The organism is Myxococcus sp. MxC21-1 (genome assembly GCF_032612255.1).
Classification (GTDB): Bacteria; Myxococcota; Myxococcia; order Myxococcales; family Myxococcaceae; genus Myxococcus; species Myxococcus virescens.
This window is the reverse complement of sequence record NZ_CP123278.1, coordinates 8,803,319-8,814,218: the sequence shown is the minus strand read 5'-3', so window position 1 is coordinate 8,814,218 and position 10,900 is coordinate 8,803,319. Positions and strand designations below refer to the sequence as shown.

At 69.5% G+C, this 10,900-nt stretch carries 10 protein-coding genes and 3 pseudogenes; 9 read left to right on the top strand and 4 right to left on the bottom strand.

Features of this window, described 5'->3' with window-relative positions; all coding sequences use genetic code 11:
- Positions 1–15 precede the first annotated feature (15 nt).
- Positions 16–687 (bottom strand): hypothetical protein, encoded by a 672-nt coding sequence (locus tag QEG98_RS39730; protein WP_316565053.1) that lies wholly within the window; start codon positions 685–687, stop codon positions 16–18.
- 410 nt (positions 688–1,097) lie between these two features.
- Between QEG98_RS39730 and QEG98_RS42585 the strand changes: the two are divergent.
- The 4 genes and pseudogenes from QEG98_RS42585 to QEG98_RS42570 form a co-directional block, all read left to right on the top strand.
- Positions 1,098–2,669 (top strand): annotated as a pseudogene (locus QEG98_RS42585) (two-component regulator propeller domain-containing protein); the annotation flags it as partial.
- A gap of 428 nt (positions 2,670–3,097) precedes the next feature.
- Positions 3,098–3,277: pseudogene (locus tag QEG98_RS42580) on the top strand (hypothetical protein); the annotation flags it as partial.
- Between the two features lie 63 nt (positions 3,278–3,340).
- Positions 3,341–4,819, top strand: coding sequence for an ATP-binding protein (locus tag QEG98_RS42575; RefSeq protein ID WP_410478098.1), 1,479 nt, complete (start codon positions 3,341–3,343; stop codon positions 4,817–4,819).
- Positions 4,789–5,178: a response regulator gene (locus tag QEG98_RS42570; protein ID WP_410477908.1), complete on the top strand. Its 390-nt coding sequence runs from the start codon at positions 4,789–4,791 to the stop codon at positions 5,176–5,178. Before QEG98_RS42575 ends, QEG98_RS42570 begins: the two co-directional genes overlap by 31 nt.
- 17 nt (positions 5,179–5,195) lie before the next feature.
- Here the strand turns inward: QEG98_RS42570 and QEG98_RS39720 are convergent, their stop codons facing one another.
- The gene (locus QEG98_RS39720; RefSeq protein ID WP_316568042.1) at positions 5,196–6,167 is read right to left on the bottom strand and encodes a PDR/VanB family oxidoreductase; all 972 of its coding nucleotides are present in this window, start codon (positions 6,165–6,167) and stop codon (positions 5,196–5,198) included.
- 279 nt (positions 6,168–6,446) lie between these two features.
- Between QEG98_RS39720 and QEG98_RS39715 the strand changes: the two genes are divergently transcribed.
- Both QEG98_RS39715 and QEG98_RS39710 read left to right on the top strand, forming a co-directional pair.
- On the top strand, positions 6,447–7,082 hold the full coding sequence (locus tag QEG98_RS39715) for a hemerythrin domain-containing protein (protein WP_316565052.1): 636 nt from the start codon (positions 6,447–6,449) through the stop codon (positions 7,080–7,082).
- A gap of 169 nt (positions 7,083–7,251) precedes the next feature.
- Positions 7,252–7,998 carry an SIMPL domain-containing protein gene (locus QEG98_RS39710; protein ID WP_316565051.1) on the top strand — a complete coding sequence of 249 codons (747 nt, stop codon included), beginning with the start codon at positions 7,252–7,254 and terminating at the stop codon, positions 7,996–7,998.
- A gap of 144 nt (positions 7,999–8,142) precedes the next feature.
- On the opposite strand, the pseudogene QEG98_RS39705 reads toward QEG98_RS39710, so the two are convergent.
- Positions 8,143–8,355 (bottom strand): annotated as a pseudogene (locus tag QEG98_RS39705) (tyrosine-type recombinase/integrase); the annotation flags it as partial.
- On the bottom strand, positions 8,291–8,596 hold the full coding sequence (locus QEG98_RS39700) for a hypothetical protein (protein WP_316568072.1): 306 nt from the start codon (positions 8,594–8,596) through the stop codon (positions 8,291–8,293). The pseudogene QEG98_RS39705 and the gene QEG98_RS39700, both read right to left, overlap by 65 nt.
- Positions 8,597–8,954: 358 nt before the next feature.
- Here QEG98_RS39700 and QEG98_RS39695 point away from each other — a divergent pair, with 358 nt between their 5' ends.
- Genes QEG98_RS39695 through QEG98_RS39685 form a run of 3 tightly spaced genes read left to right on the top strand, consistent with a single transcriptional unit; the run spans position 8,955 to position 10,868 of the window.
- Positions 8,955–9,317: a metalloregulator ArsR/SmtB family transcription factor gene (locus QEG98_RS39695; RefSeq protein WP_316565050.1), complete on the top strand. Its 363-nt coding sequence runs from the start codon at positions 8,955–8,957 to the stop codon at positions 9,315–9,317.
- 31 nt (positions 9,318–9,348) lie between these two features.
- Positions 9,349–10,470: an ACR3 family arsenite efflux transporter gene (gene arsB / locus QEG98_RS39690; protein WP_316565049.1), complete on the top strand. Its 1,122-nt coding sequence runs from the start codon at positions 9,349–9,351 to the stop codon at positions 10,468–10,470.
- Positions 10,467–10,868: an arsenate reductase ArsC gene (locus QEG98_RS39685; RefSeq protein WP_316565048.1), complete on the top strand. Its 402-nt coding sequence runs from the start codon at positions 10,467–10,469 to the stop codon at positions 10,866–10,868. Before arsB ends, QEG98_RS39685 begins: the two co-directional genes overlap by 4 nt.
- The last annotated feature ends 32 nt before the right edge of the window (positions 10,869–10,900 follow it).

Genomic DNA, 10,900 nt, shown 5'->3' with positions numbered 1-10,900 from the left:
ACGGACGCGGAAGGCTCAAGGCCCCATCCGCGCGCGGGCGACAGGGCAGTCGGCGACGAGCGTCTTCACCTCGGCGTCTCCACTCCGGGCGTTGCGCACCGCGCGGTCCAGGGACGTGCGGCACTGCCACGTCACCTCGCGCGTGCCGTGGCAGCAGTGCCAGCCCGTCAGCGTGCGGCCCAGGTACTGGAGCATCTCCGCCTTGGTGGGGGTGACGAGCAGCCACACCGCGCCCGCCAGCACCGCCAGCCAGGGCAGTTGGAGCGCCACGCCCTTGATGCGAGGGCCCGCGCCGGGGACGACGGGCTCCGCATGGAGCCCGAGCAGCGTGTCCAGGGGACGGCGCATCAGCACCGCGTTCAGCAGCAGGTCCAGCGGCGTGGTGAAGGCGCGGGCCAGGCCGCGGAGCAACCCGGGCGTGTGCTCCGCGTGCGCCAGCTTCACCCCGGCCACCTGTCGCCAGAAGGTCCGGCCCGTCAATCCGCCCACGGCGGACGCGGTGAGCCACGCCAGGGCCATGGCCAGGGGCATCGATAGTGGGGTGCGGTCCTGCTCCAGCGCGCGTAACGCGCCCCAGCCCACGAGGACGGACGTCCCCAGGTCCAGCACATCCGCCACCCACAGGTGCCACTGGTACCGCGCCTGCGTGGTCACCTGGTCCGTCGCAAACAACGACCTGTTGCTCATCCACCCTCTTTTCGGCGCGCGGAGCATAGACCGGACGGGAGGACGTGCGCCTCATGGCTCCGCTGGGTTCGACCGGGGGACACCCAGGGTGTCGCATTCCCGCAGTGGCGCGGTGGGGGCGTGGCTCGCATCTTCACCTCTGCGCGACGCGTCGGAGGCCTCCGCCACCACCGGGGCCTCCTCGCCGGGCGCGCAATGGCCAAGGCCATGACGGAGCCGGGGGTGCGGTTCCCGGCTCCACAGGTGGTGGCGGCGCGGCGGCAGCGGCGGGGGGAAGTCGGTGGGGCTGTACAGGGGGAGGAGGCCGGTCCCTCGCCGCTGCCGCCAAGACCGTTCACTGAACGTTCCACCTCCGGTGAATTCGGCGGCGTGTGGCCTCTGGGCCGTTTCTGCTGGACACTGCGTGCGACATGCGCACTCCGGGGCAGCGAGCCCGCGCTCTCGGGCGGGGGTTCATCGGGTGGTTCTTCTTCGTGGGACTCATCCTGGCGACGCCGGGCATGGCCCTGGACCCCCAGCGTCGTGTCTCGCAGTACAGCCAGGACATGTGGCGCAGCGACGACGGGCTGCCGCAGAACAGCCTGCTGTCCATGGTGCAGACGCGCGACGGCTACCTCTGGCTGGGCACGTGGGAGGGGCTGGCCCGTTTCGACGGCGCGCGCTTCACCGTGTTCGACAAGCGCAATACGCCGGAGCTGCGCAACCACACCATCAAGGCGCTCGCGGAGGATGCGTCGGGCACGCTGTGGGTGGGCACGGGCCAGGGATTGGTGGCGTACCGCGACGGCCGCTTCGAGCGCGCCCCGGGCGCCGCCGGGCCGCTGGAGACCGCGCGGGTGGAGACGCTGGTGGCGGCGGATGGCTTGCTGTGGGTGGGCACGACCGCGGGGCTCTGGCAGGTGCGCATGGGCGAGAGCGTGACGCGCCAGTTCACGGTGGCGGATGGCCTGCCCGCCTCCCACATCACGGCGCTGACGCCCGGTGAGGGCACGTCGCTCTGGGTGGGCACGCCGGAGGGGCTGGCCCGGTGGGTGGATGGGCGCGTGGAGCCGGCGCCGTTCCCCTTCCCCGGGCCGGAGTCCCGGCCCTATGTGATGGCGCTGCGTCGCGATGCGACGGGCGTGCTCTGGCTGGGGACGAAGGCGGGCCTCTATTCGTGGAATGGCGTGGTGGCTCAGCGCTTCACGACCGACGATGGCCTGCCGTCCCTGTCCGTCAACGCGCTGTACGCCGACGGTGACGGCAACCTCTGGGTGGGCACGCATCGCGGCGGCCTGACGCGGCACAACACGAAGGGCTTCAGCGAGCCGGTGCCCGGCATGGAGTGGATGGCGGAGTCCGCGGTGCTGTCGCTGCTGGAGGACCGGGACGGCCACCTCTGGGTGGGCACCTATTCGGGCCTGATGCGCCTGCGTGACGGCCCCTTCGCCACATATGGCATCCCCGAAGGGCTGGCCGACGAGACGGTCAGCGCCGTGCTGGAGGACCGCCGCGGCACGCTGTGGGTGGGGACCACCAGCGGCTTGTTCCGGTACGAGAACCACACGTTCCACCACGTGGGCACCGAGCAGGGCCTGCCGGAGAGCGTCATCCCCGCGATGCACGAGGCGCATGACGGGACGCTGTGGGTGGGCACCCTCACCGGTGCATACCGGTATGACGGCCAGCGCTTCACGCGGGTGTCGCGCGCGCAGGGGCTGCCACACGACGTGGTGACGGCCATCCTGGTCGACTCGCGGGGGGACACGTGGTTGGGCACGCAAGCGGGCCTGGCGCGGATGCATGGCGGCGGCGTGACGGTGTACGGCCCGAAGCAGGGCTTCACCAACCCCATCATCGTCATGGTGGAGGACTCGCGCGGCCGGGTGTGGTTCGGCTCGGACACGGGGTTGGTGCGCTGGGACGGCGAGCAGAAGGGCTTCCAGCGCTTCACGCAGCAGGACGGGTTGCCGGGCGACCTGGTGCTGGCGCTGCACGCGGACCCTGACGGTACGGTGTGGGTGGGCACGGAGACGGGGCTGGGCCGGTGGCGCGAGGGCACCTGGGCGCGCTTCACCGTCGCGCAGGGCCTGTACGACGACGCGGTGTTCAGCCTGGTGCCGGACGGGGACGGCTCGCTGTGGATGAGCAGCAACAAGGGCGTGTCCCGCGTGTCCCGGCGCGACCTGGAGGACGTGGCGGCTGGCGTGCGTCCGCGTTTGACGACGCTGGACTTCGACACGCGCGACGGCATGCGCAGCGCGGAGTGCAACGGCAACACGCAGCCGTCGGCGTGGCGGGGGAGGACGGGCGGCTGTGGTTCACCAACCTGCGCGGCGCCATCGTGGTGGACCCGGTGCGGGTGCGCGAGAGCCGGCAGCCGCCCGAGGTGCGGATTGAAGAGGTGCGCGTCCAGGGCACGCCGGTGCCGATGGAGGGGCCGGTGGAGCTGGAGCCCGGGGCCTCGCGGCTGGAGATTCGCTTCACGGCCTTCACGCCGGTGGACGCGGCGCGGCTGCCCTTCCGCTACCGGCTGGCGGGCCATGACGACACCTGGGTGCACGCGGAGTCGCGGCGGGCCCTGTACAACGGCCTGCGGCCAGGCAGCTACCGCTTCGAGGTCCAGGCGAAGGGCCGGGACGGCGGATGGACCGAGCCGGTGTCCCTGGACGTCGTGTTGGAGCCGAAGCTGTGGCAGCGCACGGGCTTCTGGCTGCTGTGTGTCCTGGGCGTGGGGATTCTGGGCGTCAGCGTGTACCTGCTGCGCGTGGGGCAGTTGAAGGACCGCGAGCGGTGGCTGGCGGAGCGCGTGAAGGACCGCACGCAGGCGCTGGCGCGGGCCAACGCGGAGCTGGAGGCGAACATGCGCACGCTCCGGCAGGCGCAGGCGCAGCTCGTGCAGACGGGGCGGCTGGCGGCGGTGGGACAGCTCGCGGCGGGCGTGGGGCACGAAATCAACAACCCGCTGGCGTACATCGTGTCGAACCTGGAGCACGCCAGCGAGGAGGCGGACGCGCTCGCGCGGGAGTTGGACGGGACGCGCGACGTGGGTGCTCGCTTGAAGGATGTGAATCAGGCGCTGCGTGACGCGCTGCTGGGCGCGGACCGCGTGCGGCGCATCGTCCAGGACTTGAAGATGTTCTCCCGGCCGGATGACGAGAAGCAGGGGCCGGTGGAGTTGCACGCGGTGCTCGACTCGGCGGTGAAGATTGCCATGGGCGAGCTGCGCCCACGCGCGAAGCTGGTGCGCGACTACGGTGACGTGCCGCGCGTGGAGGGCAACGAGGCGCGCCTGGCACAGGTGTTCCTCAACCTGCTCATCAACGCGGCGCAGGCGCTGCCGGAGGGACAGGCGGAGTCGAACGAGGTGCGGCTCGTCACGCGCAGGGGCCTGGATGGGCGGGTGGTGACGGAGGTGCGCGACACGGGCAGCGGGATTTCGCCGGAGCTGCTCGGCCGCATCTTCGACCCCTTCTACACGACGAAGCCGGTGGGCGTGGGCACGGGGCTGGGGCTGTCGCTGTGCCACGCCTACCTGACGGCCATGGGCGGCACCATCGCCGTGGACAGCGAGGCCGGGCGGGGCTCGGTGTTCCGCGTGACGCTGAGGGCCGCGGCGGAGGCGCAGCGGGTTGGTGGGGACGGTGCCTCGGTGGAGCCTCCCGCGACGTCGGAGCGAGGCGTGCCGGGGACAGCGGTGCCTGTGACTCCAGCGTCTTCGGGACACATCGCAACGGCGCCCGACGTGTCTGGCGAGCACGGCGTTGCGGCGAGCGACGCGACCACGATGTGCCTGCGTGGCGAACTGGACTCGGCGTCGCGGGCCTCTGCTCCGGAGCGGGCGCAAGGCGCTGGGGGGGCATCACGCCTCCACAGGCGAAGTCCACGGACGGCCGGGCAGCGGATTCCGACGCCCCGGCGGCAAGCCAGGAGAACGGAGGGCGGATGGCCGCGCAGGACGCCAGTGTCACATCCGGCATGTCACGGTCATCGGAGGCGGGCACCGTGGGCTCGCACCAGGGAGCGCCGTCGTCCACCCACGCGAGCGCGGACGGGCCGCCTCCAGACCGCGTGGGCGAGGATGGACGGCTCTCCGCTACCGAGGCGGCAACGCGAGGCCGCGTGCTGGTGGTGGACGACGATGCCCTGGTGAGTGGCGCCATCCGCCGCACCCTCGCGCGAGAGAACGACGTGGATGTGTTGGTGAGCGCGCGGCGAGCCCTGGAGAAGCTGACCGGGACAGAGGCCCGTTACGACGTGGTGCTCTGCGACCTGATGATGCCGGAGATGACCGGGATGGACCTGTACGACGCGCTCGCGCAGGTGGACTCGCGAGCGGCGGAGCGCATCGTGTTCATCACCGGCGGCGCCTTCACGGCCACCGCGCGGACATTCCTGGAGCGCGTGGGCAATCCGCGCGTGGAGAAGCCCTTCGACCCGGAAGCCTTGCGTCAGCTCGTCCGGTCCGAAGTGGCGCGTGCTCGCCGGGAGGCGTCGGGCCGGGCGGCATAGCTCCCGGCCCGGCCGTGTCAGAGGTCCAGCACCAGCCGCTTGGAGCGGGCGCGTGACACGCAGACGAGCATGCGCTGGTCACCCGCGGGCTCCGCCTGGAAGAAGGTGTCGCGGTGGTCGGGCTGGCCATCGCAGACCCGTGTGACGCAGGTGCCGCACGTCCCGGCCTCGCAGTCACTGGGGATGCGCACCCCGTTGCGGCGCAGCACGTTGAGCACCGACTGGCCAACGGGCACCTGCAGCACCTGGCCCGTGCTGCGGATGGTCACCTCGAAACCCTGCTCCTCCCGGCCCGTGGCGGCGCTGGTGCCCTCGGCGGTGAAGGACTCGAAGTGCACCTTCTCCCAAGGCCAGCGGTGCAGGGTGGCCGCGTCGCGCACGGCTTTCATCAACCCCGTGGGACCGCAACAGTACAGCCGGGCCCCCGGCAGTCGTGTGGCCAGCAGTCCCTTCACGTCCAGGCCCCGGGCCGGGTCCCCTCCGTCGAAGGAGAAGCGCACGTGCTCGGCGAAGGGCGCCTGGGAGAGCAGCTCGTGGAAGGCGGTGCGGCCGGGCTCGCGCGCGCAGTAGTGCAGCGTGTAGTCCGCGCCGGTGCGCTGGAGCATGCGCGCCATGGACAGCATGGGGGTGATGCCGATGCCTCCCGCCACCAGCACGTAGCTGCGCGCGAACAGCAGGGGGAAGTTGTTGCGAGGAGGCTTCACCTCCAGCACGTCCCCCTCGTGCACCCGTTCGTGCATGGCGTTCGAGCCTCCGCGGCCCTTGGCGTCGCGGGCCACGGCGATGACGTAGCGGTGGGTCTCCTCCGGGTCGTTGCAGAGTGAATACGCGCGCAGGAAGTCTCCCGGACCTGGGACGCGGACCTCCAGGTGGGCGCCGGCCTCGAAGGGGGGCAGGGTGCCTCCCTCCGTCGCGACCAGCTCGTACGACAGGATGTCCTCGGCCTCGCGAGTCACGCGCGCGACCTGGACGCGCAGGATGTCATTCATCACGGTGCTCTCCCTTCCCCAGTCCCACCAGCGGCGCACCCCATCCTCCCGAGGTACGGTGGCACGGACATTGGCCCGCGAAACGCCCACGGGTGATTGCCCGGGAGTCTCGGAGTCCGTCGCATCCCCAGCGGCGTGGCGGGTTGCCCGTTGAGCGGCCGTGCGGCCAGGCCGTCCATGCGCCGCTCGCGCATCCAAGCGGCGTCATCCCCACCATCCACGACATGTCGCGCTGCGCCAGGACGCCAGCGGCCAACGAACTCTCAGGGAGGTGAGTCCATGGATGCCATCGCGTTGCTGAAGGCGGACCACAAGACGGTGGAGCAGCTGTTCCGGAAGTTCGAGAAGGCGGGCCCCAATGCACACAAGTTGAAGCGTCGGCTGGTGGACCAGATGGTCACCGAGCTGGCCGTGCACGCCGTCATCGAGGAGCAGGTGTTCTACCCCGCGGTTCGTTCACGCTCGGAGGAGTTGGGGCCGGACGTGCTGCGCTCGCTGGAGGAGCACCACGTGGTGAAATGGCTGCTGGCGGAGCTGGACGGAATCTCCCCAGAAGCAGAGCGTTTCGACGCGAAGGTGCAGGTGTTGATGGAGAACGTGCGCGCGCACGTCCTGCAGGAGGAGAGCGACCTCTTCCCGGCGCTGAAGAAGGTCTTCCGTCCGCAGGAACTTCGGACGATGGGCGACGTGCTGGAGATGTCGCGGAAGGCGGCGCCCACGCGGCCGCACCCGATGGCGCCGGACGCGCCGCCCGGCAACCTGGTCGTGGGCGCGGTGTCTGCGGTGATGGACATGGGCCGGGATGCGCTGAGGGCCGCGCGGCGCAAGGCCACCACGAAGGTGCGTTCGGTGGCGAGCCGGGGCCCCGGTCAGGTGGTGCGGGAGATGGCCGGCGCCGAAGCCGCCGGTCCGTGACATTCCGCCGGGACAGGATTCCGGCCAGTCCGGCGCTCCTTCTTCCAGGAGGGAGAAGGAGCGCCCCGGGCATGGGCACGAGGAATATGAATGTCACCCGTTGACGGCCGTTCCAAGGGGTAAGGACGTTGCAGTACGACCCGCAGCGGCCCATTCCTGAGGAGACACCATGTTCGCTCGACCTGTTCGACCCCTGTTGCTGACAGCGATGTTGCTCACTGGCCTGACGGCCTTCGCACAGCCCCAGCCCGTCTCCGCGCCGCGTGCGCAGGCCCCGGCGGGCGTGCGGACGATTCGCGTGGAAGGCACCGGTGAGGTGAAGGCGCAGCCCGACGAGGCCTTCATCGACGTGGCGGTGGAGACGCTGGCGCCGAACGCGAAGGCGGCGGGCGAGCAGAACGCGAAGCGGATGGAGAAGGTGATTGCGGCGCTGACGTCCGCGGGCATCGCGCGGCGGGACATCCAGACGCGTAACTACTCGGTGTACCCGGAGTACGCGCCGCCGCTGCCGAACCAGACGGAGCCGAAGCTGAAGGGCTACCGGGTGAGCAACCTGGTGAGCGTCCACGTGAAGGACCTGTCGCGGGTGGGGAACCTGCTGGACCAGGCCCTGGCGGCGGGCGCGAACCGGGTGGACTCGGTGCGCTTCGGGCTGAGCCGCCAGGAGGCGGTGCAGGGTGAAGCCCTGCGGCAGGCGGTGGCGCGGGCGCGCAAGTCGGCGGAGGTGCTGGCCGCGTCGCTGAACGTGAAGCTGGGCGCGGTGCTCGACGCGAGCACGGTGACGGAGCCGCCGCAGCTCTACCCGGCGCGCTTCGCGATGGCCGAGGCAGCGGATGCCCGCGCGATGGCGACGCCCATCCAGCCCGAGGAGCAGACGGTGCAGGCGAAGGTGACGCTCATCTTCGCCATCGAGTAGCTGCGGTCGTCAGCCGCCCAGCAATATCAAAGGCTTGCTGGGGTGCTCCATTGCCGTGGTGCAGGCGTGTGCCCCCCAGTGTGCCCCTTCGGTGGCGTGACCCGAAGCGGCCTGTTGGAAAGGGCTGGGCTGGTCGAGTTACTGCACGGCGTTCTCGCGTGTCTCTGGGGAGAGGTGGGCGTACCGCATCCTCATGTCGATGGTGGCGTGGCCCATCAACTCCTGGATGACCTTCAAGGGGACGCCGCGCATGGCGAGGTGGCTGCCATAGGTGTGACGCAGGTCGTGCCAGCTAATGTGGCCTTGCTTGCGGTGGATGTTTGCGCGCCGCAAGCAACGCTCCAGAGGGCGCCGCATCAGCCCCGACGCCCCTCGCGACGATGCTGTAGGCACGAGGCACCGCCCCGCGAACGCCGGGCTGATACTTGGAGAACTCGCGCACCACGCCAGCAACGACGAGCACTGCGAGACAGCGCCGGATGGCCTGCTCCCCCAGTCCGAGCGTGCCGCACAGCTCCTTCACCGTGAGGCCTTGGGATGCGGCCTCGGTGAGCGCGGCGATAACGTGGGGGCGGTACTGCTCAACCTGTTCAAGCATGTGCTGGGCTCCTCTAACGGTGTTGATGGGGATGCCCGCCGCGCGTGGTCCGCTGGTCAGTGGCGCTTCTGGTGCCGTGCCTCGACCACGTTTAGCTGAGTCCCGTACCCTCTAAATGGGTGCGTTTCCCGTGGGTGGCTCGGGCGACCTGTGGGAAGGCCCCCCGGCTCGGATTTCCGACGGGCGGCCACGCTGGACCGTGCTTGGCGGTCCCCCACGCTCGAAAAATTCTCAGAAAATTCGTGGGGCCATTTGTTCAACGCACCTCCTGAATTCTTGCGAATCGATCTCCCGCCTACTTAGCGAGCCTCGCGACGGCGTTGCCGGGATGGTGACATGTGGATATGTTCATGTCGACATGTCTCCCGGTCCTTCTCTCGACGTGCGCCCGCTGACCCGTGTTCTCAAGGCCCTGGGCGATGAGACGCGCCTGCGCATCGTGTCCCTTCTCTCGCACTCGGAGTTGTGCGTCTGCCATCTGGAGAGTGCCCTCTCCATTCCTCAGTCCAACACCTCCCGGCATCTGTCCGTCCTCAAGGCGGCTGGGCTCGTCGAGGCACGTCGCGAGGGCAGTTGGGTCTACTACCGGCTGGCGCCGCAGACGGACGCGCTGTGCGCTTCCCAGGTGCAGGCCCTTGTCTCGGCCTTTGCGACGCGCGCGACGCTCCAACGCGAAGTGGCGCGCGTCCTGAAGTCCTGCGGCCCTGACGCCTGCAAGTAGCGCCTACTTCTTTCCCTGGTTGCTTCCGTCCATGTCCTCGCTGACCGCCTCCGAAAACATCGTCAAGAAGCTCTCCCTCATCGACCGTTTCCTGCCGGTGTGGATCTTCGCCGCCATGGGCCTGGGCATCGGACTGGGGCGCGCCTTCCCGGACCTCGGGAGCCGATTGGACACGGTGAAGCTGGACACCGTTTCGCTGCCCATCGCAGTGGGCCTCTTGTGGATGATGTACCCGGTGCTCGCGAAGGTGCGTTACGGCGAGCTGGGGGGCCTGCGCACGCGAGGGAAGCTCTTCACCACGTCCCTGTTTCTCAACTGGGTGGTGGGGCCCCTGCTCATGTTCGCGCTGGCGTGGCTCTTCCTGCCGGACCTGCCGCACTACCGCAATGGCTTGGTGCTCATCGGGCTTGCCCGCTGCATCGCCATGGTCCTCATCTGGAACATGCTGGCATGCGGCAGTAACGAGGTCGCCGCCGTGCTCGTGGCCCTCAACTCCGTTTTCCAGATCCTCTTCTATTCAGTGCTCGGCTGGCTCTTCCTCACCATCATTCCGGGCTGGCTTGGAGCGGATGTCGCGGCGTTCGACGTGTCCATGTGGAGCATCGCCAAGAGCGTGCTCATCTTCCTGGGCGTGCCGCTGGTGGCGGGCGCGCTGACACGCGTGGGCCTGACCCGTCTCAAGGGAGAGGCATGGTACGAGCAGCGCTTCTTGCCGCGACTGGGGCCCACGGCGCTGCTGGGCCTGCTCTACACCATCGTGCTCATGTTCGCGATGCAGGGCGAGAAGATCACCCGCCTGCCGTTGGACGTGGTGCGCATCAGCATTCCGCTGCTGGTCTACTTCGTCGTCATGTTCGCCAGTGCCTTCTTCCTCTCGCGCAAGCTGGGCTTCAACTACGAGGAGACCGCGTCGCTTTCCTTCACGGCGGCAGGCAACAACTTCGAACTGGCCATCGCCGTCGCCGTGGGGGTCTTCGGCATGTCTTCTGGAGAAGCGCTGGCCGGTGTGGTGGGCCCGCTCATCGAGGTGCCCGCCCTCATCGCGCTCGTCTACCTCTCGCTGTGGCTGCGACGTCGGCTGTTCCCCACGGCCGGAAACGCAGTCCTTCCTCGCCGTTTCGGTGAGAGCCCGTTCGAGGAGTCTTCCCGATGAAGAAGGTCATCTTCGCCTGTGTGCACAACGCTGGCCGCTCTCAGATGGCGGCTGCGTTCTTCAATGCCTTGGCAGACCCAGCGCGGGCGCAAGCCGTGTCCGCAGGCACGCAGCCGGGAATCCGTGTCCATCCCGAGGTCCAGGCCGTCATGGCCGAAGTGGGGCTCGACCTGTCAGGGGCCACGCCCCAGCACCTCACGGATGAACTCGCCCAGGGAGCCCAGTGGCTCATCACCATGGGATGCGGTGATGCGTGCCCCTTCGTGCCTGGGCTGAAGCGGGGCGACTGGCCCTTGGAGGACCCCAAGGGCAAGCCGGTGGAGCGTGTGCGCGAGATTCGCGAGGAGGTGCGGACGCGCGTCGTGGATCTGCTGACCCAAGAGGGGTGGGCCCGCTAGCGCAGCCATCCGAAACGGGCGGACACCTGTTG

Excerpts from the sequence above, each read along its gene's own strand:
- QEG98_RS39695 (WP_316565050.1), top strand. The coding sequence starts at position 8,955 with ATGTCTCCCGGTCCTTCTCTCGACGTGCGCCCGCTGACCCGTGTTCTC.
- QEG98_RS39710 (WP_316565051.1), top strand. The coding sequence starts at position 7,252 with ATGTTCGCTCGACCTGTTCGACCCCTGTTGCTGACAGCGATGTTGCTC.
- QEG98_RS39715 (WP_316565052.1), top strand. The coding sequence starts at position 6,447 with ATGGATGCCATCGCGTTGCTGAAGGCGGACCACAAGACGGTGGAGCAG.
- QEG98_RS39700 (WP_316568072.1), bottom strand. The coding sequence starts at position 8,596 with ATGCTTGAACAGGTTGAGCAGTACCGCCCCCACGTTATCGCCGCGCTC.
- QEG98_RS39720 (WP_316568042.1), bottom strand. The coding sequence starts at position 6,167 with ATGAATGACATCCTGCGCGTCCAGGTCGCGCGCGTGACTCGCGAGGCC.
- QEG98_RS39685 (WP_316565048.1), top strand. The coding sequence starts at position 10,467 with ATGAAGAAGGTCATCTTCGCCTGTGTGCACAACGCTGGCCGCTCTCAG.
- arsB (WP_316565049.1), top strand. The coding sequence starts at position 9,349 with ATGTCCTCGCTGACCGCCTCCGAAAACATCGTCAAGAAGCTCTCCCTC.
- QEG98_RS39730 (WP_316565053.1), bottom strand. The coding sequence starts at position 687 with ATGAGCAACAGGTCGTTGTTTGCGACGGACCAGGTGACCACGCAGGCG.